This is a genomic window from Nocardia sp. NPDC051756 (genome assembly GCF_040681495.1).
Lineage (GTDB): Bacteria > Actinomycetota > Actinomycetes > Mycobacteriales > Mycobacteriaceae > Nocardia.
Genome location: NZ_JBFAYV010000003.1, coordinates 929,950 through 955,597, shown reverse-complemented (window position 1 = coordinate 955,597; position 25,648 = coordinate 929,950). Strand labels below are relative to the sequence as shown.

The window sequence follows — 25,648 nt, the reverse complement described above, 5'->3', positions numbered from 1 at the left end:
ACATCTCGGCGCTCTCGAACCGAGATGTGCGGCTTGGATTCTCGTGGATCAGAAGTGGTATGCGTCGACCTCGCCGAGGTAGCGGGCGCGGGTCGGTTCGTCGATGAACGAGGCCTCGAAGGAGTTGCGGGCGAGGGTGCGCAGGTGGTCGGCGGTCAGGTTCAGGGCATCCCGGACGCCGTCGAGGTTTTCCTGCACATAGCCGCCGAAGTAGGCCGGGTCATCGGAGTTCACCGTGGCGACCAGGCCGAGATCGAGCATCCGGCGCAGCGGGTGGTCGGTCAGCTTGTCGATCACGCGCAGGCGCACGTTGGAGAACGGGCACACGGTCAGCGGAATTCGCTCCCGCACCAGGCGCGCGACCAGCTCGGGGTCTTCGAGCACGCGGATTCCATGGTCTATGCGTTCGACGCGCAGCACATCCAGCGCCTCGGCCACATACGAGGCCGGGCCCTCCTCCCCGGCGTGCGCCACCGCTCGAAGCCCCAGCTCGCGAGCGCGCTCGTAGACCGCGGCGAACTTGGCGGGCGGATGACCGACCTCTGCGGAGTCGAGGCCGACCGCCACGATCCGATCCAGGTACGGCTCGGCCGCGCTCAGGGTCTCCAGCGCGGATTCGACCGACAGGTCGCGCAGGAAGCACATGATGAGCTTGGTCGTGACGCCATACCGCTGCTCACTATCCCGCAGCGCCGCCCACAGACCGTCGATGACGGTCGCGAAGGGCACTCCGCGCGCGGTGTGCGCCTGCGGGTCGAAGAAAATCTCGGCGTGCCGCACGCCCGCAGCGCTCGCCCGGACCAGGTACGCCTCGGCCAGCTCGGTAAAGTCCCGCTCAACCCGCAGCACGTCCGTGAGCCGGTAGTACAGATCGAGAAAAGATTGCAGATCCTCGAACCGGTAAGCGTGATGCAACTCATCCACCGAGGCGAACGGCAACTCGGCGCCATTGCGTTCGGCCAGCGCAAACGCCAACTCCGGTTCCAGCGTTCCCTCGATGTGCAGATGCAGTTCGGCTTTCGGTACAGGCATTCGGGGGATCCTAGCTAGTTGACCTGGTAGATCCAGATGCCTGGGGTGGTCGGTTCGCCGGTGGGGATCCAGCGGTAGGTGCGGGCTAGGCGGGTAGCACCGGCGAGCGGGCCGTCACCGACCCGAATGCCTCGTCGCTCGCCGAACCAATCTTAGCTTCGAGATAGCCTGTTGCACTATCGAATCGGGTGCGCCAAGATCTGGCGGCAGGGTTCGACGGGGAGGGGATCACATGCTGGTCGAGTTGGCGGTCGGGGACGCCTACGGCGCCGGGTTCGAGTACGCGAGCGCCGGCCTTGTCGCAGAACACAACACGTTGGCCGGGTACATCCAGCATCCGACGCACCTCGGAGTCCGGCCGGGCGCCTATACCGACGACACGCAGATGACGTTGGCGGTCGCGGAGCTGCTGGTCTCGGGTGCGCCATGGCAGCAGGCGGAGCTGGCCGAGCATTTCGTGCGGGCTTACCACCGCGATCCGCGCGACGGCTATGCCGGTCGGTTCCAGCAGTTCCTCGATACCGTACACACCGGCGAGGATCTGTTGAGCCGCATCGACCCGTCCAGCGACAAGAGCGGATCCGCGATGCGCGCCGGGCCGGTCGGGTTGCTGCCCACCGTCGACGAGGTGCTGCGCTACGCGGAAGTGCAGGCACGGGTCACGCACAACACTCCCGCCGGGATTTCGGCGGCGCAGGCGGCCGCGCTGGCTGTGCACTACTGCCACTACCAACTCGGACCACTGTCCGGACTCCCCCGCTGGGTCGGTGCTCGCCTCGATCCGAGCTGGGCGCGTCCGTGGCGCGGCAAGGTGGGATCCAAGGGCTGGATGAGCGTGCGGGCCGCGCTGACCGCACTGAGTTCGGGCAACAGTCTCAGCGAAATCTTGCTCACCTCAGTGGCTTTCACCGGAGACGTCGACACCGTGGCGACCATCGCACTCGCGGCCGGATCGCGTTCGCCGCAGATCAAGCAGGATCTGCCGGACGTATTGGTGAACGGCCTCGAGAACGGCGCCTTCGGTCGCGACTACCTGCGGGACTTGGACGCGCGACTGCTCGCCAAATTCGCCTGACCCCGGTTCACGAATCCAGCACCACGATTCGAGCGCCGTCGGCGAGCAACCTGCTGGGCGTGAGCCCGCACATCGCGTGGAAGGTATCGCTGAAATGCGAAGGGCTGGCGAAACCCGCATCCGCCGCGGCCGTCGTGAGATCAGCCCCCTTCGCGACGGCACGGCCGACACTGAGCATTCGCGCCCACATCCGATAACGGCGAAAGCTCGTGCCCGCGTCCCGGGCGAACAAATGCAGGAATCGCGAGGTCGACAGGTGCGCCTCCGCGGCTAACTCGGCAGCCGAGTTCGACCGGGCCGGATACGCCCGCAACGTCGCCGCCGCGGCCGCGATCCGATCATCGATCTTCGCCGAACCGGGACCACAGGCCAGGTCGACCGCGGCCACCGGATCGAATTCCGTTTGCGCGGCGAGGCTTATCAACTCGCCTTCATCGCGGTGGTCCATGCCGAATCCACCAGAGCGACTGTTCATTCGATCCCAGCTGATTTTCGCCCGAGGCGAGCTGGGATCGATATAGCAGAACAGCATCTGCTCGCCGGTGGCGACAACTCGATGCACCATGCGCGGCGGAATCAGCGCGGTCCGCACCGTCTGCTCGAACCCGTCGGCCCGCACCGTGAACGGTGCATCGACACCGACCGCTAGACACAGCACCGATCCGCAATGCGCGTCGAGCCGCAGCGAAGGACCCCGATAAACCGCGTGCCCAGGCCACAACCACACGGTCGCGAGACAGCGTGTTTCTGGAAGTGCCGCACCGCCCATACTCGCCATGCTTGCACGACCAAGAGAAAGGACGGATCGAACATGCGATTCGACTACGTCGCGCAGGCAGCTCTGGTGCTGATCGGCGTGATCCACATTGTTCCCGGCATCGTCGCCTGCGCACCCGGTCGCGCCGTCGCGGTCTACGGCACCGAACTCGGCAATCGCGACCAGGAGCTGCTCTTGCGGCACCGCGCGCTACTGCTCGCGCTGGTCGGAATCGGACTGATCGCAGGCGCGTTCATCGCGCCGGTTCGAGTTGCCGCGATCATCGCGGCCGCGATCAGCATGACCAGCTTTCTCGCGCTCGCACTCACCATCGGTTTCGGTGAGCTGAATGGGAAGACCAAGCGCGTCGCGTGGGTGGACGTGGTCGCGCTGATCGCACTTGCGGCTTCCGCGCTTGCCTTCGTCTGACGAAAGCGTGGAGTGCCGAACGGGCACCCCACGCTCGACGACCTACTCCCCCAAATACACCGGCAGCTGGCGGTGACCGTTGGAGACGAAACTGCCGACCGGCTGCAATTCCGCCGGATCCACCGCGAGCCTGAGGTTCGGGAAGCGCTCGAACAAGGCGGGGAGCGCGACCGCCGCTTCGAGCCGGGCCAGCGGGGCGCCGATGCAGTGGTGCGCGCCGTGCCCGAAGGACAGGTGGTCCTTGTTGGTGCGGTGGATGTCGAACTGATCGGCCGTCGCGCCGTGCAGGTTCGGATCCCGTCCGGCACCGGCGTAGGAGGCGAGAATGGCCTCCCCCTTCGGGATTCGGATGTCGCCGATCTCGATGTCGTCGACGGCGTAGCGCAACGGCAGGTGCGCGACCGGCGCTTCGTAGCGCAGCGTTTCCTCCACCACGTCCGACCACGGCACCCGGCCCTCGACCACGTCGGCGCGCTGCGCCGGATGGGTCAGCAGCGCGAAAATCGCTTGGTCGAGCAGGTTTACGGTCGTCTCGTGGCCCGCGTTGATGACGAGCATCAGGGTGTCGACCAGTTCCTTCTCCACCAGCTGCGCACCGTCCTCGGCGCGGGTGGCGATCAGGACGCTGGTCACGTCGTCACCGGGCGTCTCGCGCCGGTAGGCGACGAGTTCGCTGATGAGCCGGTACATCTCGAGATAGTTGGCTTGCGCCTGCTCGGGCGTGAACGAGGTGTCGAAGAACCCGTCCACGCACTTGTGCAGGCCGCCACCCAAATGTTCTGGCACGCCCATCATTTCGGTGATCACCTGGATCGGCACCGGATACGCGAATCCCGCACGCAGATCTACCGATTCGCCGGGCAAGGTGGCGGCCAGCGCGTTCAGCAGGTTGTCGGTAATCGCCTCGATCCGCGGCCGCAGCGCGGTGGTGCGGCGATGGGTGAACGCGGGCGAGACCAGTTTCCGCAGTCGCCGATGGTCGGAACCGTAGGCGGTGAACATGTTGTCCACCGCGACCCAGGGCAGCAGCGGCCACGCCTCGGTGATCTCCCCGTTGATGAACGAAGACCAGTGCTGCCGAGGATCTTTGGACACGCGCGGATCGGCGAGCAGGCTCTTGAGCACCGCCGCGTCGGTGGCCGACCACGCGGGCACGCCACCCGGTAATTCCACCACCGCAACGGGTCCGCGCGCCCGGATGCGCGCGGACTCGCCTTGGATGTCGGCACCGGTCGTGTCCAGAACTATCGGTTCATGCTCCATCGGACGCTCCTTACATCATGTTCAACGGAGGGGACTTGGGGAAGACGACCGGCAGTGCCGCTACCGCGCGGTGGAAAGGCCCTGGCCGCCAAACCAATTCGTCCGGGCCAACGGCGAGTTCGATTTCCGGCAGTGCGTCGAGCAGCTGATCGATGGCGTCCTGCACGATCAGGTACGCGACGGACTTGGCCGGGCAGGCGTGCGGTCCGGCGGCCCACGCCAGGTGCGAGCGGTTGCCGGTGCGGTCGCCGCCGCGGATCTCGGGATCGTTGTTGCAGCCGGCCAGGCTGATCAGGACCGGCTGATGCGCGGGCAACCAGTTGTTGTCGATCAGGATCGGCTGCCGCGGGTAGGAGGTGCAGAAGTTCGCCATCGGCGGGTCGTTGAACAGGACCTCGTCGAGCGCGTCGCGGGTCGACATGCTGCCGCCGAGAACGTGGCCGCCGAAGCGGTCGTCGGTGACCATCAGGAGCAGGGTGTTGATGATCAGGTTCTGCTGCGGCTCGATGCCCGCGCCGTAGAAACTGATGAGCTGGCACAACATTTCGGTGTCGTCGAGTTCGGCCGGATGATGCGCTAGTCGGGAGGTGACGTCGTCGCCGGGCTCCGCGCGGCGCAGGCTGATCAGCTCCAGCAGGGCCTCGCTGAGCATCTGCATGCCCTGCGCGGCGTTGACCGTGTCGAAGAGCTGGGCCATGCCGGTCGCGACCCGCTGACCCAATTCCGCCGAGCAGCCCACCATTTGGTTGAGCACGTCGAAGACCAGCGGGAACGCGTACTGGGTCACTAGATCGGCCGACCCGGTCGTGCAGAAGGTGTTGATCAGCGGAATGGCGATCCGCTCGACGGTGGAATGCAGGGCGTGCAGGTCGATTCCGTCGATGGCGGCGGTGTAGGCCTGCCGGTAGCGCGCGTGCGCGGCGCCGCTGTTGCGCAGCGCGTTCGGGTACCACTCCATCATCGGCTTGATGGGCGAGTCGTCGGGGATGTTCTGCTGCCAGGTCCGCGGATCGGCCGGAAAGTGCTCTGGGTCGTTGAGGATGCGCAGCGCGGCGTCATAGCCGACGACCAGGGTGGCGGGCACGTCCGGGGCCAGTTCGATCGGCACCAGCGAGCCGTACTGCCGACGCATCTCGGCGTAGGCGCGATGCGGATCGGCGGCGAACTCCGGGGTGTGCAGGCGCACGCGGGGACCATCGGTATCGATGGGTGAGCCGTGCTGAACCGGGCAGACCCCAGGTGCGGCGTTGTCGGACACGGTGAATGGTGACGTGGTCAAGGACGTGGCTCCAGACGGTGGGTGCGCGGGCACGCGGCTCGGGCACGTGCCTCTGGAAAGGTCGGAGGTGTATCAGGTTTCACCCGACCATAGGTGACCACTGCTAACGAGTGCACGTCGAGGATGGGAACGCTGCGCGGTAACCGTGGTTTCACCGCGTCCCCCTCACAGTCCTTACAGGACACGCGGTTTCGCCGGTCGAACGCCGGATTCCCACGGTTGACCCTGGTAGCCGCCCAGAACCTGACGGCTCACCCACGGTAGCAGCATTGCGAGAAAGTCTCTCTCGATGTGGCAACCGGCAGCAGCCGGCTACCTGGTCGCAAATATGTTGCGCTACCAGGGGATAAGTCTTTGGGGTTCAGCGTTTGCGCAGGACTGCAGTGGCGGATCGAGTCAACGGCGAGGCGATTGCCGATTGTTTGTCGCCATGTCGCTGAACTGCTGGGGATCTGGAGCGGACCGAAAGAGCGTTCGCGACAGTGCAATCCGTTGGCTATCCGCGGTCAGCTACCTCGGCCCAGCGCGGATTGCGGCCGGTGACCGCGACGATGCGATCGATCAGCGCGGCATCGTCGGAGGTCTCGACGGCGGAACTCCACAGTTCGGGGATGGGGGCGTTCGGGATGAAGGCGACGACGTGGTCGAGGCAGGCGTGCAGCGTCGGCGTGGACAGGGTGAACGGGCGGTCGGTGGCCTGGGCGAGATCCCAGGCGTGCACCACCATTTCGGTGAGTGCGATTCGGCCCCACAGCTCGTTCGACTGCTCCAGGTCCGCGGACAGAGCGGTAGTGCCTTGCCAGGCCGACGGGTCGTCCCAAGCGAGGCCGAGGGTGCGCACCCGCTCGGCGACCACCTTGGGGTGCGCAGCGATCTCGCGAGGAATGTCACCGGTGTCTTTACGCGCGAACGCGGTGAAACGTTGTGCAACCCCACCGATGTGGTCGATAAGGAGGGCGACGGTGTACTCGCTGCACGGGGTGGGACGGTCGAGTTGGTCGGCGGAGGTGCCGAGCAGCAGGTCGATCATCGTGTCGCAGGCCGGCTTCAGATCGATCATGGGACTCTCCTCGGGTCGAGCACGGGTCGCGTGCGCCTCTGTTGATGCAGACGGCCGGCGCGACCCGAACTCATCGGTCGCCGAGGGTGACGGTTAATTGACCTTGTAGAGCCAGGTTTGGGGTGTGGCGAGTTCGCCGGTGGTGGACCAGCGGTAGGTGCGGGCCAAGCCGGTGCCCTCGTAGCCGCGCAGGTAGTCGGCGAGGCCGGCGCGAGTGGTGCGGCCGGAGGTGACGCCCTTCAGAATGATGGTGGTGAGGTCGTACGCCTCGACGGAGCTCGGGCCGGGGGCTCGGCCGTTGAGAGCTTGGTATTCACTGGCGAATTGAGTTACGTCAGGGCCGCAGGAGCAGGAGACGATCGCGCCTTTCGCCGAATTTCCCGCTTGGGCAACGAAGTCCGGGGTGACGGTGCTTTCCGCGGAGACGAAGGGGACCGTGATTCCCGCTCGGCGCAGTTGCTCGAGCAAGGCGGCCGCCTCGTCAGCGAAGCCGGAGTAGAAGATCGCGTCCGGCTCGGCCGTCGCGATTTGTGTGGTCAAAGCGGCGAAGTCGCGATCACCCTTGCCGATCTCGCCCGCACAGCTCGAGTCGGCGGCCGAGCCGAGGCTGGAGACGGCGCTGCCGGCCAGGCTTCTGCCGTAACCGGTCTTGTCCTGGATGACGCAGATCTTGCGGTAGTGCGCCGTGTTGACCAGGTACTTCGCCAGGGCGGTGCCTTGGACGTCGTCGGCGGCCAGCCCACGGAAGAAGGAATGCCAGCCGTTGGTGGACAGGGCGGGATCGGTGGCTGATGGAGTCAGGAACGGTAGGCCCGCGTCATTGAAAACCTTTCCCGTGGACTGGATTTCCGTGGAGAACACCGGGCCGATCAATGCGGCGATCGACGGATCGTTGGTGATCTGCGCGGCCACATCGCTCACCTGCGAGCCGGAGAAGTCGAATTCCCGCAGTGCGACAGAGCATCCGGGGTTCGCCTTCTTGAATTGATCGATGGCCAGCTTCACGCCACCGTCCGCGCTACCGCTGGAAACGGCTGTCGTGGCCAGAGTTACGGGCGTGCACGTCGCCTTGCCGTCACCCGCCGGAGTGCTGGCGGCACCAGGTTTCGCGACCTCCTTGCCCTGCGCATCGATCTGCGTCAGTGGCTCGATAGCTCGCGGCGCACCGGCGGTCCCTGGAGCAACGGCACCTGACCAGTCGATTGTTCGCAGCGCACCGGGGCCGGCCGACGTGGGCGAGGCCGGGCTGTCCGAAGAAGTTCCCGAGTTTGCCCAAATGATCCCCGCGACAATCGCGGCGACAACCAGAACAGCCCCGGCGACAACAGCATTGCGCGCGCCCCGCCCGCGCGGCCGCCGGATCTCCGGCAGGCCATCGTCCGGCTCGGCAGCCAGCGTCCGCTGACGCGGCTCCTCCCACACTGTGGCTTCGCGCGAACCCGCTTCCACCGCAGACTGATTCGACGCCGACAGCCGTGCGCTCTTCCTCGAGCCGAGCTCATCCGGGCCCGACCTCGCCGACGCACCCGATTCTGCCTGTCGTGCACGCGCATCCGGCGTCGATGCTTGCGCGGGCTCATTTGGGGCGGCCTGCCTGTGCGTGGACTCACTCGATGGTTGCCGCCCAGGTGGCGGCTCACTCTGCCCTGACCGTTCAGTGAGCGGAGGCACCCAGGACTGCGGGATCGTGAGTGGGGCAGGCGATTTCACGGCGGTCAGTGCGTCGCGGGCGGCCGTGGCGAATTCCGCACAGGATTCGTAGCGGTTGCCGGGACGCTTGGCTAGTGCCTTGGACAGAACTGCGTCGAGAGCCGGGGGTAGATCGGATCGACGGGTGGTGAGTGGAGGCGGCGGTTGCTGGAGGTGGGCGGCGATCATCGCGGCGGGGTTGTCGGCGGTGAAGGGGGCGGTGTTCGACAGCAGCCAGAACAGGGTGCAGGCCAGGGCGTACTGGTCGGAGCGGTGGTCGACGGGGCTGGCCGAAAGTTGTTCCGGGGAGGCGTAAGCCAGGGTTGCGGCGAACATTCCGGTGCGCGTGAGCTGGTGAACGTCGTCGCGTAAGCGAGCGATGCCGAAGTCGGTGAGCAGGACGCGTTCGTCCTGCCCGGCGGTCGCGCGAGCCAGCAGGATGTTGGCCGGTTTCACGTCGCGGTGCAGGACGCCGACGGCGTGCGCGTAGTCGAGCGCCTTGGCGGTTTCGGCGATGATCTCGACCGCGCGGGCGGGGTCCAGCGTGCGCGGGTCGAGCGCGCCGGCGTCGATGCCGTCGACGAACTGCATGGAAATCCATCGGACGCCCTCATCGACACCGCGGTCGTATACCGCGACGATATTCGGGTGATCCAGCTGCGCGACCAGCTCCGCCTCGCGCTCGAACCGGGCGCGCATTTCGTCGTTGGCGTGCAGGTCTTGGCTGAGCAGCTTCAACGCGATCCGCCGCGGTAGCCGCGGATGCCGCGCGAGATATACCGACCCCATGCCGCCGCGACCCAGCTGGCGCTCGATCACGTATCCGGCGAAAACCTCACCAGCGCGCAGCATTCCGTCCTCTCAGACGTCGAGTCACTCGACCACATCCGCTCGCGCTGCCGAATTACCCCGTGCAGGCTCGCACATCACCGATTGCGGCCATCGTAGCCTGCGAGCCGGTGCGGACGTGGGCCGCCGGAATTCCGTTGACCAGGGCATACCTGTTGCTGGAGGCTCATGTCGTGGACAGGAATACGGAGCCGGTAAGGCTCGAGCCGTTGACGGAGGAGAACCTCGCGCTGCTGCTCGAGGCGGCGGTGGCCGATGCCGATCCGTTGGAGGTGATGCCGCCGGTGGACGGCGCGCCGGGGTGGAATGCGGAGCGCAGGCAGGCGTTTCTCGAGTTTCATCGCGGGCGGGCGTTGGTGGTGGATGCGCCGGTCGAGTACACGTATCTGATCGTGGTGGGGGCGCGGGTGGTGGGGGCCGCGCGGTTGCAGCCTGGGGAGGAGGGGTTCGAGGCGGGGGTGTGGATCGGTCGTTCGGATCGAGGGCGTGGCGTGGGTAAATCTGTGGCCGAGCGGTTGCGGGTGGTTGCCGGGGAGATCGGTGCGCGGCGGGTTGTCGCGGTGACCACGGTGGATAATTCGGCGGCGCGGAAGTTACTCGCGGCAGCTACGTCGACGGTCGATGGCGACACGGTTACGGCGACGCTCGCGCTCGATCAGCGCCGGCCTCGATGACCGTCAGCGGCCGCATCGATGCGCGGAAATCCTGTGGCAGAGTGGGATCGATGGCTGGCATCAGATGGGACCACAACCGCTTCTACCACCGGTTTCTGCTGCGGCAACTGCCCGACCCGTGCGCGCGAGTGCTGGACGTCGGATGCGGGGCCGGTGCGTTCGCGGTGGAGTTGGCGCGGCATGCCGAGCGGGTCGAGGCGATCGATCGATCGCCGGTGATGATCGACGCGGCGAAGCAGGCGACGCCCGGCAATGTCACCTGCATTCTCGGGGACGTGCTGGAGCAGCCGTTGCCGGCCGGGAGCTATGACGCGATCGTTTCGATCAGCACGTTGCACCACATGCCGTTGGACAGGGTATTGCCGGTTCTGGCTGAAGCGCTGCGTCCGGGTGGGGTGCTGGCGGTCGTCGCATTGCCGCGTGCGGACCTGGCCCGGGAGCTGCCGGTTGAACTCGTGGCCGCGATCGGTCAGCGGGTTCTGGCGATCACATTCGCTGTTCTGCGCAAGTTCGGTCGCGGAGATTGGTACGCGTTGGAGCCGACTCACGACGATATGCCGGTCGTTCTCGATCCGCCGTTGACAACTCGTCAGGTGCGACAGCAGGCGGTCGCGCTGCTTCCGGGAGCGCGGGTGCGGCGGCGGGTTTACTGGCGGTACTCATTGGTGTGGCACAAGTCCGTCGCAGGTTAGTTTCGTTGCTCCGAATTCGGCTGTGCCGCAATCATTTCAACCCCTGCGCCGCCTCATTCAACGCGGCGCGCAACAACTCGGCGTAGGCGTCGAGATCCGGAATTGCCGCGGCATCGGCATGGAGTGAGATCGTGACGGTGTCGCCGAGTCCGTGGACGCCGTGGGTCAGTCGCATGACCGAGCCGATCGCCGGGAAGCCGCCGGTGAAGCGGACCGGGCCGCCGCCGAAGGTGAGGTTCGCCGGGCCGCGGTAGACGCTGGAGACGACGGTGTGACCTGCGATGGAATCCGGCACCGTGTCGAGGGGGTAGCGGGCGATGTCGCGGCGGAGCATTGGCGCGGGGACGACATCGGTGACGCGATCCTGAGCTGTCAACAGCGGGTGCTGGGCGCGCAGCCGCCGGTCGGCCATGGTCGCGGCGATTTTGTCGGCCCGTGCGCGGAGATCGGGTTCATCGATGGACAGGTCGACGCTGAGGCTTCGATAGTTGTTGTGGGCGTTGCTCTTTGCGGTATCGGACAACGCCATCGGCACCTGTGCGCCGAGTTTATCCACAGGCCCCCCACGCTTTTCGAGGTAGCGTGCGAGTGCGAGCGAGACGGCGGTCAGCACGACAACGGTCACCGTGCGTTCGGGGACACGCAATGATACGGCGTCACACACGATCAACCGCACCCGATGGGCCGAATCAACTTCCGCCACAGCATGATTGACGAGACTGGGCGGAAAGTCCGGCCCTGGTGGCGGCAACTCCCCCGCCGCGGTGAGTTCGGCGAGTTCCTGCTGGGCCCGAAACGCTCGATACCCGAGAACTGCGGTGCGGGCCATCCGAATCGGCAGCCGCGGCAGCGCCAGCACCGCCGCGGCGGTCGCCATCGCACGACTGGGCAGAACAACACTGCGGGGTGTGCCTGACACAGAGTTCGGTGTGGCGTCGCCCTCCTCGGCGAACAAGGCCCGCGCGATCTCGGCCGCGCGCCGGCCGTCGGCTAGTGCGTGCGACATCTGGAGAACCGCGACGAGCGCCTGGTCAGCGCCGCCCGGGGCGTCGACTATGCCGCGGAACAGGTGCACTCGCCACGGTCGCACCGACGCATCCACGCCGGTGTCGACCACGTCGCCGAGCGCGGCTTGCAGGTGCACCCAATCCGGTGTCGGCAATGCATGCTCGATGAACTGATCGGCGGTGAACTCACACGGCACCCACGACGGATAGTCCAGATCGCCGGGAACATCGCGCGCCCGGACCCGCAGGTCACCGATCCGCGCGCTCCGTTCGGCAACGAACGCGCGTAATTCCGCCGACGGTCGCCCGGTATCGGTGAAGCAGTACAGCAGGAACAGATCATTGCGAGTACGGCCCGACAGCCAGTACATCGTCGCGTCCTGCGGCGCCATCGAAACCACCTCCCGACAGTATCGAACCCATCAACCCCGCCGCCTGCCCGTCGAACGGGACATGGGTCCGGCAGCGGAATTGATCGACCTTTCGGTGCACCCGAAATCCGCGAATGATCTTGATCCACAAGTGGATAGGCGAAAACCTATCGATTCCGGACGCCTTGCCTGCTACCGTCTGTAGTAGAACGCAACCACTCTCCCAGGGGCGGGGTGTCGACCATGGCAACTCAACTCGGTCGCAAGGTCAGCGCGCAGGCGGATTCCGCCGACGAGCGATATCAGGCCGCCAATTTCCTGAAGCGGTCGATCAACAAGGTGTTTCCGACGCACTGGTCGTTTCTGCTCGGTGAGATCGCCTTGTACAGCTTCATCATCCTGTTGCTGTCGGGTGTTTATCTGACCTTGTACTTCGACCCGTCCATGACCGAGGTGGTCTACGACGGCTCCTACCAGCCGTTACGTGGCGTGACCATGTCGCGGGCATACGAGACGGCGCTGAACATCTCGTTCGAAGTGCGCGGCGGATTGTTCGTGCGACAGGTACATCATTGGGCCGCTTTGCTTTTCGCGGCGTCGATCATCGTGCACCTGTTCCGGGTGTTCTTCACCGGCGCGTTCCGGAAACCGCGCGAGGCGAACTGGGTGATCGGTTCGCTGCTGCTGATCCTGGCGATGTTCGAGGGCTACTTCGGCTACTCGCTGCCGGACGATCTGCTCTCCGGGACCGGGCTGCGGGCGGCGTTCTCGTCCATCACGCTGGGCATGCCGATCATCGGCACCTGGCTGCACTGGTTGATGTTCGGCGGCGACTATCCGGGCACCATCATCATTCCGCGCCTGTTCATCGCGCACGTGCTGCTGTTCCCCGGCATCATGCTGGCATTGATCGCGGCGCACGTGGCGCTGGTCTGGTACCAGAAACACACGCAGTTCCCGGGGCCTGGCCGCACCGAGAACAACGTGGTGGGCGCGCGGATCGTGCCGGTGTTCTCGCTGGATCAGGGCTCGTTCTTCGCGTTCACCCTGGGCATCGTCGCCATCATGGGCGGGCTGTTGCAGATCAATCCGATCTGGAACATGGGTCCGTACAACCCTTCGCAGATCTCCGCGGGGTCGCAGCCGGACTTCTACATGATGTGGACCGACGGCATGATGCGCCTGATTCCGCCGTGGGAAATCTATCTGGGCCGCTACACGGTGCCCGCGCCGGTGTGGGGCGCGCTGATCATGGGCTTGGTGTTCACGGTGCTGATCGCCTATCCGTGGATCGAGAAACGGCTGACCGGGGACAAGTACGTCAACCACAATCTGCTGCAACGCCCGCGCGACGTGCCGGTGCGCACCGCGATCGGTGCGATGTCGATCGCGTTTTACGTGGTGCTCACGCTGTCCTGCGTGAACGACATCGTCGCCTACCAGTTCAACGTCTCGCTGAACGCGACGACCTGGACCGGACGTATCGGCATCCTGCTGATTCCGCCGCTGGCCTACTTCGTGGCCTATCGGATCTGCCTCGGCTTGCAGCGCGGCGACCGGGAGGTGCTGGAACACGGCGTCGAGACCGGTGTGGTCAGGCGGCTGCCGAACGGCGAGTACATCGAGCTCCATCAACCGCTGGGGCCGGTGGACGAACACGGCCATCCGATCCCGCTGGCGTACCAGGGTGCGCCGGTGCCGAAGAAGATGAGCAAGCTCGGTGCGGCGGGCAAGCCGGGCACCGGCAGCTTCTTCCGTGCCGATCCCTGGCAGGAGTCCGAGCGCAATCACGAGGCCGACCACGAGGAAGAGCGACGGCAGCTCGCGGTACTGCGGAATTACCAGGAACGCGATAGCCGGAACGGGAACGGTCCGGGCGGGAACGGTTCAACGCGATAGCCGGCGGTGAATAGCTGGCCGGCGCGCATTATCCCTACACGCAAGTATTCGGACGCCGGAATCCCGGTGCCCGAATATTGCGAAGGCCCCGAGCCGTGCCGACCCGGGGCCCATAGTGCCTGTTCAGGCAGCCTGTTGTTATCAGGCCCGCCCGAACTCCCCCTGCGCTACTCCGGTTAGGAATGCGTCCCACTGCCCCGGGGCAAACGCCAGCACCGGGCCACATCCGTTGTCCTTGGTGTCACGGACCGCGATTTTGCCGTCGACTAGAAAGGCGACTTCCACGCAGTTCCCATCAGGGCCGCTGTATGTGCTCTTGCGCCACACAGCATCCGTCAAATCAACCTCCACGGCACTAGCTCCTTTGCTGCGTCGAGAACGAGATTTCTTCTGACATCGTTCAACTAGCACCGGCACCCGGCCAAGCAACGCCGAATCCCCTGTGCGCCTGACGAAAGCGCGCAACTCAACGGTGCGTCGTTATCGCACTGTACGTCGGGGTGGAATACACCCCGCGAGGTTGCCCCCGCGACAGAGACTTTAGCAGGTTGATCGAAAGTTTGCCCGTCTCTTGCTTATTGAATCATCGCAACTGCCAAGTTTGCGAAGATTAAATGTTGCGGAAACATTGCCAGCGGGTTGCAACCATTCCTCTGATCGTACTGCCGCAAACTTTTCGATCGATGTGATTGTGCTGTGATCCGGCATAGTTTCTTTCTGCGGACACTGGCTCATCGACGCCATCACTGTGGGCAGGCATGATGGAAGGCATGGTTGACCGCGATCGCGACGACGCAGGTCGCGCCCTTAACGCTCGTCCGCGTGACCGATTGGGCCGTCCGCTGCCGCCCGGCAGTGCCGGAGTTGCCCGAATTCCCGATGATCTGGAACTACCGCCGCAGCAAACCCTCACCTTCGCTCAGCAACTGCTGGATGACGGTTTGGCATTCAACGCGCACGAGGTATTAGAGGCGGCGTGGAAGAACGGACCGTTCGCCGAACGGATGCTGTGGCAGGCACTTGCCCAACTTGCTGTCGGTGTCACACACATCCAGCGAGGTAATCCGAAGGGTGCGCGCACGCTGCTGACCCGGGCGATCACCCGGCTGACCGAGTTCGAGCCCGAAGACGGCGCGGACGTGCCCTACGGCATCGACCGCGCGGGACTGATCGCCCACTCGCAGGCCCTGCTCGACGCGCTGGACGCGCAGACACCGATCGCGCCGACGGAGCTGACGCCGCAATTGCGCGGCTGATATCTACGATGGGCACCGTGTTCACCTCATCCCGCACCAGCCGGGCCCGTGCCTGAGCCGGGTGCGGGCCGGTACGCGCCGAGCCCGTCCGGGGATCTGCACGTAGGAAACCTGCGCACCGCCCTGCTCGCCTGGGCGTTCGCCCGGTCGACCGGCCGGCGCTTCCTGATGCGGATCGAGGATCTGGATCGGGTCCGGCCGGGAGCCGAGCAGCGGCAGCTGGACGACCTTGCCACGATCGGGCTCGACTGGGACGGCCCGGTGATCCGGCAGTCCGAACGGCTTCCGCTCTATCAAGCGGCCATCGATCGGCTCACCGCCGCCGGCCTCACCTACGAATGTTTCTGCACGCGAAGAGAAATACAGCAGGCGGCCACCGCGCCACACGGTCCGCTCGGCGCCTACCCGGGCACCTGCCGCACGCTGACCGACCAGGCGCGCACCGACTTCCGCGCCCAGGGACGCCCGGCCGCGCTGCGCCTACGTGCCGCGGCAACCGAATTCGAGATCGTCGACGAGCTGCACGGGCGCTACCGCGCACCGGTGGACGACGTGGTGCTGCGCCGCGGCGACGGCATCCCGGCCTACAACCTCGCGGTGGTGGTCGATGACGCGGCCCAGGGCGTCGATCAGGTGGTGCGCGGCGACGACCTGCTACCGTCCACCCCGCGGCAGGCCTATCTCGCGACGCTGCTGGATCTTCCGGTGCCGCAGTACGCCCATGTTCCGCTGGTACTCAACGCCGAAGGACAACGCCTGGCTAAGCGCGACGGCGCGGTGACGCTGGCCGACCAACGCGCGCTCGGCAACACGCCCGACCAGGTAGTGGCCGCACTGGCCCACTCGCTCGGCTACCCGGCGACCTCGGCGGCCGAGCTGCTCGACAGCTTCGACCCGGCACATCTGCCACGCGAACCGTGGATACTCGACGGGAATGGGTTGTTGCAACGCAGTCGATGTCCGTAACGTACGCATTCGTCCAACTACTGATCACTCGACGAGGACAAACTATGACAAGCGGTGGGTACGACCCCAACCAATATCCGCAGGGCGGGCAGCCGTATGGGCAGCAGCCGTACCCGCAAGGCGGCCAACAGCAACCGCAAGGCGGTCAGCAGTTCCCGCAGGGCGGCCAACAGTTCCCCCAGGGTGGGCAGCCCTACGGCCAGCAGCCCCAGTACGGCCAGCAGCCGCCGCAGTACGGCCAGCAGCCGCAGTACGGTCAGGCGCCGCAGTACGGCCAGCAGGATCAGTACGGCCAGTACCCGCAGCAGCCGGGCGGTTTCAACCAGTACGGCGGCCAGCCGGGTGACCTCGGCACCCGTATCGGTGCGCGCGTCATCGACGCGCTCGTCCTCTACATCCCGTACCTGATCATCTATTTGCTGGTGAAGAACAGCGTCGGGCTGACCATCGGCCTCGGCCTGATCTGGACCCTGGTGCAGCTCGGCTACTTCGTCGGCATGGAGACCACGCAGGGCACCACCATCGGCAAGAAGGTGCTCGGCCTGAAGGTGCTCGCCCCCGGCGGCGCGGCCAAGATCGATCCGGTCACCTCGCTGAAGCGCAACGCGTTCATCGCGGCGAGCATCATCCCGTGCGTCGGCAGCCTGGTCTCGCTGGGTCTCGCCATCTACATCATGGTCACCATCTCGCAGGACCCGAACAAGCAGGGTTGGCACGACAAGTTCGCCGGCGGCACCCAGGTCGTCAAGTCCTGACGCCTACCGGCTGAAGACACGCGCAGGGGCGCACCCGATTTTCGGGTGCGCCCCTGACGTTTTCGTGGGGTCGAGCTAGGTGGTGCCTGCGACGAGGACGACGACGAACCAGAGGACGGCGAGGACGATCGCGCCGACGCCGATCCAGATGCCGGCCAGGGCCATGCCCTTGCCTTCCTGGCCGGACTGCTTGACCTGGTTCAACGCGATGACGCCCAGGATGATCCCGACAATCGATCCGAGGCCACAGGTGACGAATCCGGCGAGCGAGGAGATGAGCGCGCCGATGGCCAGGCCGTTGGTGCCCTGCGGCTGCGCCATGCCGTACGGCTGGTAGGCGGGCTGGTAGCCGTAGTTCGGCTGGCCATACGGTTGCTGCTGGGGCTGCGGCGCTTGACCGTACTGCGGCTGCTGGTAGCCCGGGTACTGCTGTTGCGGCGGCGGGGTCATGGGCTGGGCGGGTTGCTGCGGGTATTGCGGCGCCGACGGGTACCCCGATGGCTGTTCAGCGTTCGGGTATTGCGGAACCGAGCTCGGTGCACCGGATTCCGGCGATACGCCTTGGCCGCCGTACTGCTTCCACCATTCGTCGGAATCGCCGGGATTCGTCATTGCTACAGGGTATTCCACAACCTGGTTGGATGATGCGGGTGAGTGAGCCGAATAAAACCGAAGTCCCCGAATCTGGACGCCCCGCGCCCGACCATGCGGCATTCGCCCAGGTGGCGCGGGGGTACTACACACCGATCGTGGCGTTGTTCACGGCAACGCTGATCATCTCCAACATCTGCGCGACCAAGGGCGTGCAGTTCTTCACCGATCACTCGGTGCAGCTAGGCCCCTTGGAGGTGCTGCCGATCACTACCGACGGCGCCTGGTTCCTTTTCCCGCTCGCCTACATCATCGGCGATGTGCTGAGCGAGATCTACGGCTTCAAATCCGCCCGCCGGGCCATCTACTTCGGCTTCGCCGTCCTGCTGCTGACCGTGGTGTGCTTCAAGATCGCGATCGAGTTGCCCGCCGCGACGTTCTACGAGAACCAGGACGCGTTCCGCACCATCATCGGGACCACGCCGCAACTGGTCGCCGCCGGACTGGCCGGCTATTTCGTCGGCGAGATGCTGAATTCCGCGACGCTGGTGCTGATCAAGGAACGGACCAAGGAAAAACACCTGTGGGCCCGGCTGATCGGCTCCACCGTGGTCGGCGAGTTCGGTGACACGCTGATCTTCTGCTCGATCGCGGCCACCGCCATCGGCATCGACTCGTGGAGCCAGTTCGTGAACTACGTGATCGTCGGCTTCCTGTGGAAGACGCTCGCGGAGATCATCGTGCTGCCGATCACCTATCGGGTGATCGCCTGGCTGAAGAAGCACGAGCCGACCTACGCACCGCGCGAAGAAGCCGCGCTACTGAGCTGAAAGACGTTGGCGGCCACCGGACTTCACGCCGTGAAGTCCGGGGCCACCGGGCTACGGGGTCGGGATGCGACCCTTCCAGCGCCCCAGCGTCTCGGCCTTGTGCTCGTCGAAATAGCCGCCCTCGATGCTCGCGCGAATGCGGTCGACCAGTCGAATCGTGTAGCGCTCGTTGTGAATTGTGCACAGGGTGGCCGCGAGGATTTCCTTGGCCTTGAACAGGTGATGCAGGTAGGCGCGGGTGTAATTGGCGCAGGTGTAGCAGTCGCAGGTGTCGTCGATCGGGGTGAAGTCGCGCCGGAAACGACTGGTGTTGATATTGAATCGGCCCTCGGCGACATAGATCGCGGCATTGCGGGCGACCCGGGACGGGTTCACACAGTCGAACGTGTCGGCCCCGTGCTCCACCGCGGTGAAGATGTCCTCCGGCTCGCTGATGCCGAGCATGTGCCTGGGCTTTTCCTCGGGCAGCTCGTCGCAGCACCAGCCGACGATGGTGCCGAGGTTGTGTTTCTCCAGCGCGCCGCCGATGCCGTAACCGTCGAAACCCGTTCCCTCGCTGCCGCGCAACGATTCCAGGCCGCGGCAGGCCTGGCGGCGCAGGTCTTCGTACTGCGCGCCCTGGATCACGCCGAAAAGCGCCTGGTACGGGCGATGCGTGCGGGCCGCGGTCAGTCGTTCGTGCTCATCGATACAGCGCTGCGCCCACTCGTGCGTGCGCTGCAACGACTTCTCCTGGTAGCCGCGCGTATTCATCAGAGTCGTGAGCTCGTCGAAGGCGAACATGATGTCGGCGCCGAGCTGATGCTGGATGCCCATGGACACCTCAGGGGTGAACCGGTGCTTCGAGCCGTCCAGATGCGAACGGAAGGTGACGCCGTCGTCGTCGACGGTGGCCAACCGCTCCTTACCCTTCGCGATCACCTGATCGCTGCGCACACCCACGGCTTCCATCGCGAGCACCTTCTTGAAGCCGACGCCGAGCGACATCACCTGGAAGCCGCCGCTGTCGGTGAAGGTCGGCCCCGGCCAGTTCATGAACTTGCCGAGCCCGCCCGCCTCGTCCACGATGTCCGAGCCCGGCTGTAGGTAGAGGTGGTAGGCGTTGGCCAGCAGCGCCTGCGCGCCGATCTCCTGCATGGTCTCCGGCAGCACCGCCTTCACCGTCGCCTTGGTGCCCACCGGGATGAACGCGGGCGTGGCGATCGCGCCGTGCGGGGTGTTGATCACGCCGGATCGGCCGTGCCGCCCGTCGAGGCGGGTACCGACAGTGAACGAGAAGGAACCAGGGTCTGACACCCGAACATCCTCCCAGGTCCCCCACCCACCCCTCATCGAGGCAACCCCCTAGCCCCACAACCCTCAACCGCAACCGCAGACCAAGCGACAGATAGGTCAACTCCGCACACCTGCTTCTCACTCCGCATACCCCTCAACGTGCTGACGGATATGCGAAAGATGAAGCAGGTGCGCGGAGGATGAAGCAGGTGTGCGGAGGACGAAGCAGGAGTGTGGAGGACGAAGCAGGAGTGTGGATCCAGGAGTGTGATGGATGGAGCAGGTGTGTGAAGACCCCCCTTCGATAACGCAACCGACCCTCCCGCTCTTGTCCGAAGCGTTTGTAACCGGACCACAGCCAAGGAACCACGCCGGAACTCGACGAACACGCACCTGACAGCGGGAGGTAAGCCGGGTACGGCACACGACGCGCCCAGCACTGCTCCAGTGAAAACCTGTGTAGGTCTTCAGCTATCTATTGCCAGGTCACCCTGGGATGTCTGTTGTTGTACCTGCCTGGATAGGTGCACCTGGTCCCTGGGAATGATCGAGTAATGCTGGGCGCGTCAGGTGGGGTACCCGGCTTACCTCCCGCAGTTGGGATGGGCAACGTGGGAGTTCCGGCGTGGTTCCTTGGCTGTGGTCCGGTTTTAGAGACGGCAAGGAAGATCGAGTCGAGTCAAATGGTCGTTCCCGCGCATCGAGGTTAGTCAAATGGTTGCTGTTGAAGATCATTTAGCGACCATTTGACTAACCTCGATGGGTCCTGCTCTTTCCGAACCGGCTACACCTCCGCAGACGCCGCCGCGAACTGGGCGTTGTACAGGCGGTAGTACGCACCGCGCTCTTCGAGCAGGCGTTCGTGGGTGCCGTGCTCGACGATCCGGCCCGCCTCCATGACGACGATCAGGTCGGCGTCGCGGATGGTGGACAGGCGGTGCGCGATGACGAAGCTGGTGCGGTCGCGGCGCAGGGCCGCGGTCGCGTGCTGCACCAGCAGTTCGGTGCGGGTGTCGACCGAGCTGGTCGCCTCGTCCAGGATCAGGATGGACGGCTTCGCCAGGAACGCCCTGGCGATGGTGATCAGCTGTTTCTCGCCGGCGCTGACGCCGGAACCCTCCTCGTCGATCACCGTGTCGTAGCCGTCGGGCAGCGCGTGCACGAAGCGGTCCACGTAGGCGGCCCGCGCCGCGTCGAGGATTTCTTCCTCGCTCGCGTTCGGGTTGCCGTAGGCGATGTTCTCCCGGATGGTGCCCTTGAACAACCAGGTGTCCTGCAGCACCATGCCGATGCGGGAACGCAGGTGGTCCCTGGTGATCCGGGTGATGTCCACCCCGTCGATGGTGATCGCGCCGGAGTCCAGCTCGTAGAACCGCATCAGCAGATTCACCAGCGTGGTCTTGCCCGCGCCGGTCGGACCGACGATGGCGACCACGTGGCCGGGCTCGGCGATCAGCGACAGCCGCTCGATCACCGGCTTGTCCTCCTCGTAGCGGAAGGAGATGCCCTCGAACTCGACCTCGCCGCGATCGACCGGACGGGTGTCGGCCGCGATCGGATCCGGGCTCTGCTCCTCGGCGTCGAGGATCTCGAAGATCCGCTCGGCCGAGGCGACGCCGGACTGCAGCAGGTTGGCCATCGCGCCGATCTGGGTGAGCGGCTGGCTGAACTGACGCGAGTACTGGATGAACGCCTGCACCTCGCCGAGCGAGAGCTGACCGGTCGCCACCCGCAGGCCGCCGACCAGCGCCACCAGCACGAAGTTCACGTTCCCGAGGAACATGATGGCCGGCATGATCAGCCCGGAGATGAACTGCGCCTTGAAGCTGGACTGGTAGAGCTCCTCGTTGCGCTTGTCGAACTCGGCGCCGACCTCGCGGTTGCGGCCGAACGCGGTGACCACCTCGTGCCCGGTGTAGGCCTCCTCGACCTGCGCGTTCACCATGCCGGTGTGCTTCCACTGGTCGACGAAGTGCGGCTTGGAGCGCTTCGCGATCAGTGCGGTGACGGTGATCGCGGCGGGCACGGTGAGCAGGGCGATCAGCGCGAGCAGCGGCGAGATCCAGAACATCATCACCAGGATGCCGAGCACGGTGAACACCGAGACGATCAGCTGACTCATCGTCTGCTGCAGGCTCTGCGACACGTTGTCCACGTCGTTGGTGACCCGGCTGAGCACGTCGCCGCGCGGCTGGGAATCGAAGTAGCGCAACGGAAGCCGATGGATCTTGTCCTCGATGTCGCTGCGCAGCCGCTTGACCGTCCGGTTGATCACCATGTTCAACAGGAAGGCCTGCAACCAGCCGAACACCGACGCGCCGATGTAGAGCGCGAGCACCAGCATGAGCACCCGGCCGACCGCGGTGAAGTCGATGCCGGTGCCCGGCACCACGTTCATCGCGCTGAGCATGTCGGCAAAGGTGTTGTCGCCCTTGGACCGCAGGTATTCGACCGCCTGCTCCTTGGTGGTCCCCGGCGGGAACTTCAGCTGCTTGCCGACCACGCCGTCGAAGACCAGGTTGGTCGCCTTGCCCAGCATGTACGGGCCGAGCGTGTTCAGCACGACGGAGGTGATGGCGAGCAGCACGACCAGCCAGACGAACTTCTTCTCCGGGGCGAGCCGGTGCAGCAGTCGCTTCAGCGACGGGCCGAACGACTTCGCCTTGGCATCCGGCGCACCGGGAGCCGGCATTCCTGGCCTCATCGCACCTCCTCCGCGCTCAGCTGGGACGAAACGATCTCTTGGTATTCCTTGCAGTCGCGCATCAACTGTTCGTGACTGCCGATGCCGACCATCTCGCCGTCCTCCAGCACCACGATCTGGTCCGCGTCGCGGATCGTCATGATCCGTTGCGCCACAATGATTACCGCGCAGTCCCTGGTCACCGGGCGCAGTGCGTCGCGCAGCCTGGCGTCGGTGGCCACGTCGAGCGCGGAGAACGAGTCGTCGAACAGGTAGACCCGCGGCTGCTTCACCAGGGCCCGCGCGATGGCGAGGCGCTGACGCTGACCGCCGGAGACGGTGGTGCCGCCCTGAGCGACCGGGGTCTCCAAGCCCTGCGCCATCTCCCGGACGAAGTCGTCGGCCTGCGCGATCTCCAGCGCCCGCCACAGGTCCTCGTCGGTGGCGTCCGGATTGCCGTAGCGCAGGTTGCTGGCCACGGTTCCGGAGAACAGGTACGCCTTCTGCGGGATCAGGCCGATCTGTTCGCGCAGCAGCTCCAGGTCGATGTGCCGGACATCGGTGCCGCCGAGGTAGACCGCGCCGTCGGTGACGTCCATCAATCGCGGGATCAGGTTGAGCAGCGTGGTCTTGCCGGAACCGGTAGAACCGACGATCGCGGTGGTCGTACCCGGCTTCACCTCGAAGCGAATGGCCTTGAGCACCGGCTTCTCCGCGCCGGGGTAGGCGAACTCGGCGAACTGGAAGTCGACGTCGGCCGGATCACCCTTGAACGGTTGCGGCAGCTTCGGCGGCACGACCGAGGACTCGGTCTCGAGCACCTCGCCGATCCGGTCGGCCGAGACCGCGGCGCGCGGCGCCATCATGGCCAGGAACGAGGCCATCATGACGGCCATCAGGATCTGCATGATGTAGGACAGCATCGCGGTGAGCGAGCCGATCTGCATGGTGCCCTGGTCGACCGCGTGCCCGCCGAACCAGATCACCGCCACCGCGGTGACATTGCTGATCAGCATGACCAGCGGGAACATCAACGCCATCAGCCGGCCGACGCGCAACGCGGTGTCGGTGAGCTCGGTGTTGGCGACGCCGAAGCGCCAGGTCTCCTGGCGTTCCCGGACGAACGCGCGGACCACCCGGATGCCGGTGATCTGTTCGCGCAGCACGCGATTCACCTCGTCGATCCGGGTCTGCATGTCCCGGAAGCCGGGCACCATCCGGCTGATGATCCAGCCCATCGACAGCCCGAGCACCGGCACCGCGATGAGCAACAGCCAGGACAGGCCGAGGTCCTCGCGCAGCGCCATGATGATGCCGCCGATGCACATGATCGGGGCCATCACCAGGATGGTCGCCGACATCGCGATGAGCAGCTGCACCTGCTGAATGTCGTTGGTATTGCGGGTGATCAGCGACGGCGCGCCGAACATGCCGACCTCGCGGGCGGAGAAGGTGCCGACCCGGTGCAGCAGCGCGCCGCGCAGGTCGCGGCCCGCGCTCATCGCCGCCTGCGCGCCCAGGTAGACCGAGCAGCCCGAGGCGAGGATCTGGACGCCGGTGACGGCGAGCATCCGTAGCCCGGTGCTCCAGATGTATCCGATATCGCCCTTGGTGACGCCGTTGTCGATCAGATCGGCGTTGAGACTCGGCAGATACAGCATCGCGATCACCGAGATCAACTGCAGCACAACGACCCCCGCCAGCTGGGCGCGGTAGGGGTGCAGATAGGTGCGCAGAAGTCGAATCAGCATGATGAATCGCAGAATACCGGCGAACAGTGACGTGCGTCGCAAAGATTTCTGACCAGCATAAATAGCCTCCCGTCACGGCGCTTATCCGCGCCTGGCGTTCAATTCAGTGGCCCTGGCGTCTGATTCAGCGGGTGCTTTGTCTGATTCAGCGGACCTAATTCAGCGGGCGCTCTCTACGCGCCCATGCGCCCGGATCATTGGTGAGCGCGTCGACGAACTCGGGTAGCCGATTTCCGGCGACGTCGTCGATCGACACATTCTCCAGTACCGCACGGATATTCACGCGCAAGGCGATCCAGACACGCTGCAGCGATTCGGCCGCACCGGAATAGGTCACGTCCTCCGGTCGCTCGCCGCGCACCGAGGCGAGCGGGCCCTCGATCGCCCGGATCACGTCGGCGACGGAGATCTCGCCGGCCGGGCGGGCCAGCCAGTAGCCGCCGTCCGGGCCGCGCCTGCTGATCACCAGATCGGCGCGACGCAGGTCGCCGAGCACCGTTTCCAGCACCTTCGGCGGGATGCGCTGCGCCGTGGCGATCGCGTCGGCCTTCACTACCGGCGCCGCCTGGACGACGGGGCCGAGCGCGGCGGGGTTCAGCTGCGGTGCGCGGGCGATTTCGAGCAACGTCCGCACCGCGTAGTCGACCTTCGCGGTGATATGCACAGCTTCTCCTGGCGTTTTCCGGTTGGTCCGTCTGAGTAGCTGCAATCTACGCGCAGTCGCGCGGGTTGAGCACGCAGGTCGCCGCATCGAGCAGCGTGGTTTCCACCAGGGCGTCATCGGCGCCCGGCGCGAACTCGCGCGACATCAGCGCCACGCCGAGCATGGCCAGCGCCGCGCTGGCCCGGAGCTTGGCCTCGTCGGTGGCGTCCGGTCCGGCCAGCCATTCGCGCAGGGTCTGATCGTCATCGACGAGGTCGGGGTGCCGGTCGGCCATCGCGTTGACGATCGTCACGGTGTCGCGCAGCACCAGCGCGCCCGCGGCGCGGTGGTGCACCAGGCCGCGCAGATAGGTGCGCAGCACGTCCCGGATGCCCTCGGTGTCCCGCGTCGCCTGGTCGAGATCGACCACCACCGAGCGCATGTGATCGATGATCGGATCGATGATCGCGTGCAGCAGATCGAGCTTCGAGGCGTAGTGATAGTAGAGCGATGCCTTTGTGATTCCTACCGCATCCGCGACCTCGCGCAGGCTCGTCTGCTCGAATCCTTTGTCGCCGAATAGCTTCACCGCAGCGTCGCGGATCGCGGATTTCGTCCCCCGACCAGCGGCAACGGTGGCAGGGGTGGAACGGGCGGCCATCGGATGATCCTCTCACCAATCGTGCGCCGAGCTAACGGTGCCAGCGAAATTGAGGTTGCACCTCCGCTTAGACCCCGGATAGTCTACCTACCGCACGGTAGGCAGAAAGCGTCACGTGGAGGCGGGGGACAGGCAGGGCACCCCCGCGAGTGCTGTCACCG

The 25,648-nt window shown here is 65.7% G+C and carries 23 protein-coding genes; 9 read left to right on the top strand and 14 right to left on the bottom strand.

Annotation, left to right across the window (positions count from 1 at the left end; genetic code table 11):
- Positions 1-48 precede the first annotated feature (48 nt).
- Entirely contained in the window at positions 49-1,032 is a 984-nt protein-coding gene (locus AB0M22_RS15945) for an adenosine deaminase (RefSeq protein ID WP_364726335.1), read from the bottom strand.
- A gap of 232 nt (positions 1,033-1,264) precedes the next feature.
- On the opposite strand from AB0M22_RS15945, the gene AB0M22_RS15940 reads away from it, so the two are divergent.
- Positions 1,265-2,107, top strand: coding sequence for an ADP-ribosylglycohydrolase family protein (locus AB0M22_RS15940; RefSeq protein ID WP_364726332.1), 843 nt, complete (start codon positions 1,265-1,267; stop codon positions 2,105-2,107).
- Between the two features lie 7 nt (positions 2,108-2,114).
- On the opposite strand, the gene AB0M22_RS15935 is transcribed toward AB0M22_RS15940, so the two are convergent.
- Complete coding sequence (locus AB0M22_RS15935; protein ID WP_364726329.1) at positions 2,115-2,765, bottom strand: helix-turn-helix domain-containing protein; 651 nt, start codon at positions 2,763-2,765, stop codon at positions 2,115-2,117.
- Between the two features lie 153 nt (positions 2,766-2,918).
- On the opposite strand from AB0M22_RS15935, the gene AB0M22_RS15930 reads away from it, so the two are divergent.
- A complete protein-coding gene (locus AB0M22_RS15930) occupies positions 2,919-3,293 on the top strand; it encodes a hypothetical protein (protein WP_364726327.1) in 375 nt (124 codons plus the stop codon).
- 42 nt (positions 3,294-3,335) lie between these two features.
- Here AB0M22_RS15930 and AB0M22_RS15925 read toward each other — a convergent pair whose 3' ends face one another.
- From AB0M22_RS15925 to AB0M22_RS15910, 4 genes are all read right to left on the bottom strand, one after another.
- Positions 3,336-4,556, bottom strand: a complete 1,221-nt coding sequence (locus tag AB0M22_RS15925) for a cytochrome P450 (protein ID WP_364726324.1) — start codon at positions 4,554-4,556, stop codon at positions 3,336-3,338.
- 10 nt (positions 4,557-4,566) lie between these two features.
- On the bottom strand, positions 4,567-5,835 hold the full coding sequence (locus AB0M22_RS15920) for a cytochrome P450 (RefSeq protein WP_364726322.1): 1,269 nt from the start codon (positions 5,833-5,835) through the stop codon (positions 4,567-4,569).
- A 496-nt stretch (positions 5,836-6,331) separates the two neighbouring features.
- A complete protein-coding gene (locus tag AB0M22_RS15915; protein ID WP_364726319.1) occupies positions 6,332-6,895 on the bottom strand; it encodes a TIGR03086 family metal-binding protein in 564 nt (187 codons plus the stop codon).
- 93 nt (positions 6,896-6,988) lie between these two features.
- Positions 6,989-9,436, bottom strand: coding sequence for an ABC transporter substrate-binding protein (locus tag AB0M22_RS15910; protein WP_364726316.1), 2,448 nt, complete (start codon positions 9,434-9,436; stop codon positions 6,989-6,991).
- A 206-nt stretch (positions 9,437-9,642) separates the two neighbouring features.
- Here AB0M22_RS15910 and AB0M22_RS15905 point away from each other — a divergent pair, with 206 nt between their 5' ends.
- Both AB0M22_RS15905 and AB0M22_RS15900 read left to right on the top strand, forming a co-directional pair.
- A complete protein-coding gene (locus AB0M22_RS15905) occupies positions 9,643-10,107 on the top strand; it encodes a GNAT family N-acetyltransferase (RefSeq protein WP_364726314.1) in 465 nt (154 codons plus the stop codon).
- Positions 10,104-10,799, top strand: a complete 696-nt coding sequence (locus AB0M22_RS15900; RefSeq protein WP_364726311.1) for a class I SAM-dependent methyltransferase — start codon at positions 10,104-10,106, stop codon at positions 10,797-10,799. Before AB0M22_RS15905 ends, AB0M22_RS15900 begins: the two co-directional genes overlap by 4 nt.
- A 31-nt stretch (positions 10,800-10,830) precedes the next feature.
- Here AB0M22_RS15900 and AB0M22_RS15895 read toward each other — a convergent pair whose 3' ends face one another.
- A complete protein-coding gene (locus AB0M22_RS15895) occupies positions 10,831-12,198 on the bottom strand; it encodes a WS/DGAT domain-containing protein (protein WP_364726308.1) in 1,368 nt (455 codons plus the stop codon).
- A gap of 222 nt (positions 12,199-12,420) precedes the next feature.
- Here AB0M22_RS15895 and AB0M22_RS15890 point away from each other — a divergent pair, with 222 nt between their 5' ends.
- On the top strand, positions 12,421-14,076 hold the full coding sequence (locus AB0M22_RS15890; protein ID WP_364726305.1) for a cytochrome bc complex cytochrome b subunit: 1,656 nt from the start codon (positions 12,421-12,423) through the stop codon (positions 14,074-14,076).
- 141 nt (positions 14,077-14,217) lie between these two features.
- On the opposite strand, the gene AB0M22_RS15885 is transcribed toward AB0M22_RS15890, so the two are convergent.
- Positions 14,218-14,427 (bottom strand): DUF397 domain-containing protein, encoded by a 210-nt coding sequence (locus AB0M22_RS15885; protein WP_150400677.1) that lies wholly within the window; start codon positions 14,425-14,427, stop codon positions 14,218-14,220.
- Positions 14,428-14,846: 419 nt separating this feature from the next.
- Between AB0M22_RS15885 and AB0M22_RS15880 the strand changes: the two genes are divergently transcribed.
- Genes AB0M22_RS15880 through AB0M22_RS15870 form a run of 3 tightly spaced genes read left to right on the top strand, consistent with a single transcriptional unit; the run spans position 14,847 to position 17,053 of the window.
- Positions 14,847-15,332: a DUF309 domain-containing protein gene (locus AB0M22_RS15880; RefSeq protein WP_364726301.1), complete on the top strand. Its 486-nt coding sequence runs from the start codon at positions 14,847-14,849 to the stop codon at positions 15,330-15,332.
- Between the two features lie 48 nt (positions 15,333-15,380).
- Positions 15,381-16,298, top strand: a complete 918-nt coding sequence (gluQRS, locus tag AB0M22_RS15875) for a tRNA glutamyl-Q(34) synthetase GluQRS (RefSeq protein WP_364726298.1) — start codon at positions 15,381-15,383, stop codon at positions 16,296-16,298.
- Positions 16,299-16,342: 44 nt separating this feature from the next.
- Complete coding sequence (locus AB0M22_RS15870) at positions 16,343-17,053, top strand: RDD family protein (RefSeq protein WP_364726295.1); 711 nt, start codon at positions 16,343-16,345, stop codon at positions 17,051-17,053.
- A 75-nt stretch (positions 17,054-17,128) separates the two neighbouring features.
- Here AB0M22_RS15870 and AB0M22_RS15865 read toward each other — a convergent pair whose 3' ends face one another.
- Positions 17,129-17,665 (bottom strand): DUF4190 domain-containing protein, encoded by a 537-nt coding sequence (locus tag AB0M22_RS15865; RefSeq protein ID WP_364726293.1) that lies wholly within the window; start codon positions 17,663-17,665, stop codon positions 17,129-17,131.
- A gap of 29 nt (positions 17,666-17,694) precedes the next feature.
- Here AB0M22_RS15865 and AB0M22_RS15860 point away from each other — a divergent pair, with 29 nt between their 5' ends.
- Positions 17,695-18,474, top strand: a complete 780-nt coding sequence (locus tag AB0M22_RS15860; RefSeq protein WP_364726290.1) for a queuosine precursor transporter — start codon at positions 17,695-17,697, stop codon at positions 18,472-18,474.
- A gap of 51 nt (positions 18,475-18,525) precedes the next feature.
- On the opposite strand, the gene tgt is transcribed toward AB0M22_RS15860, so the two are convergent.
- From tgt to AB0M22_RS15835, 5 genes are all read right to left on the bottom strand, one after another.
- Positions 18,526-19,806: a tRNA guanosine(34) transglycosylase Tgt gene (gene tgt / locus AB0M22_RS15855; protein ID WP_364726287.1), complete on the bottom strand. Its 1,281-nt coding sequence runs from the start codon at positions 19,804-19,806 to the stop codon at positions 18,526-18,528.
- Between the two features lie 727 nt (positions 19,807-20,533).
- Positions 20,534-22,453 carry an ABC transporter ATP-binding protein gene (locus tag AB0M22_RS15850; protein WP_364726284.1) on the bottom strand — a complete coding sequence of 640 codons (1,920 nt, stop codon included), beginning with the start codon at positions 22,451-22,453 and terminating at the stop codon, positions 20,534-20,536.
- Positions 22,450-24,183, bottom strand: a complete 1,734-nt coding sequence (locus AB0M22_RS15845) for an ABC transporter ATP-binding protein (RefSeq protein WP_364726281.1) — start codon at positions 24,181-24,183, stop codon at positions 22,450-22,452. The genes AB0M22_RS15850 and AB0M22_RS15845 overlap by 4 nt, the downstream gene beginning before the upstream one ends.
- Before the next feature lie 154 nt (positions 24,184-24,337).
- Positions 24,338-24,847 (bottom strand): Rrf2 family transcriptional regulator, encoded by a 510-nt coding sequence (locus AB0M22_RS15840; protein WP_150400668.1) that lies wholly within the window; start codon positions 24,845-24,847, stop codon positions 24,338-24,340.
- A 46-nt stretch (positions 24,848-24,893) separates the two neighbouring features.
- Positions 24,894-25,487: a helix-turn-helix domain-containing protein gene (locus tag AB0M22_RS15835; protein ID WP_364726277.1), complete on the bottom strand. Its 594-nt coding sequence runs from the start codon at positions 25,485-25,487 to the stop codon at positions 24,894-24,896.
- Between the last annotated feature and the right edge of the window lie 161 nt (positions 25,488-25,648).

What these genes read in the sequence shown, in the direction of transcription:
- AB0M22_RS15945 (WP_364726335.1), bottom strand. Translation starts at nt 1,032, where the DNA reads ATGCCTGTACCGAAAGCCGAACTGCATCTGCACATCGAGGGAACGCTG.
- AB0M22_RS15940 (WP_364726332.1), top strand. Translation starts at nt 1,265, where the DNA reads ATGCTGGTCGAGTTGGCGGTCGGGGACGCCTACGGCGCCGGGTTCGAG.
- AB0M22_RS15930 (WP_364726327.1), top strand. Translation starts at nt 2,919, where the DNA reads ATGCGATTCGACTACGTCGCGCAGGCAGCTCTGGTGCTGATCGGCGTG.
- AB0M22_RS15925 (WP_364726324.1), bottom strand. Translation starts at nt 4,556, where the DNA reads ATGGAGCATGAACCGATAGTTCTGGACACGACCGGTGCCGACATCCAA.
- AB0M22_RS15915 (WP_364726319.1), bottom strand. Translation starts at nt 6,895, where the DNA reads ATGATCGATCTGAAGCCGGCCTGCGACACGATGATCGACCTGCTGCTC.
- AB0M22_RS15910 (WP_364726316.1), bottom strand. Translation starts at nt 9,436, where the DNA reads ATGCTGCGCGCTGGTGAGGTTTTCGCCGGATACGTGATCGAGCGCCAG.
- AB0M22_RS15900 (WP_364726311.1), top strand. Translation starts at nt 10,104, where the DNA reads ATGACCGTCAGCGGCCGCATCGATGCGCGGAAATCCTGTGGCAGAGTG.
- AB0M22_RS15895 (WP_364726308.1), bottom strand. Translation starts at nt 12,198, where the DNA reads ATGGCGCCGCAGGACGCGACGATGTACTGGCTGTCGGGCCGTACTCGC.
- AB0M22_RS15890 (WP_364726305.1), top strand. Translation starts at nt 12,421, where the DNA reads ATGGCAACTCAACTCGGTCGCAAGGTCAGCGCGCAGGCGGATTCCGCC.
- AB0M22_RS15880 (WP_364726301.1), top strand. Translation starts at nt 14,847, where the DNA reads ATGGTTGACCGCGATCGCGACGACGCAGGTCGCGCCCTTAACGCTCGT.
- AB0M22_RS15870 (WP_364726295.1), top strand. Translation starts at nt 16,343, where the DNA reads ATGACAAGCGGTGGGTACGACCCCAACCAATATCCGCAGGGCGGGCAG.
- AB0M22_RS15865 (WP_364726293.1), bottom strand. Translation starts at nt 17,665, where the DNA reads ATGACGAATCCCGGCGATTCCGACGAATGGTGGAAGCAGTACGGCGGC.
- AB0M22_RS15860 (WP_364726290.1), top strand. Translation starts at nt 17,695, where the DNA reads ATGATGCGGGTGAGTGAGCCGAATAAAACCGAAGTCCCCGAATCTGGA.
- tgt (WP_364726287.1), bottom strand. Translation starts at nt 19,806, where the DNA reads ATGAGGGGTGGGTGGGGGACCTGGGAGGATGTTCGGGTGTCAGACCCT.
- AB0M22_RS15850 (WP_364726284.1), bottom strand. Translation starts at nt 22,453, where the DNA reads ATGAGGCCAGGAATGCCGGCTCCCGGTGCGCCGGATGCCAAGGCGAAG.
- AB0M22_RS15845 (WP_364726281.1), bottom strand. Translation starts at nt 24,183, where the DNA reads ATGCTGATTCGACTTCTGCGCACCTATCTGCACCCCTACCGCGCCCAG.
- AB0M22_RS15835 (WP_364726277.1), bottom strand. Translation starts at nt 25,487, where the DNA reads ATGGCCGCCCGTTCCACCCCTGCCACCGTTGCCGCTGGTCGGGGGACG.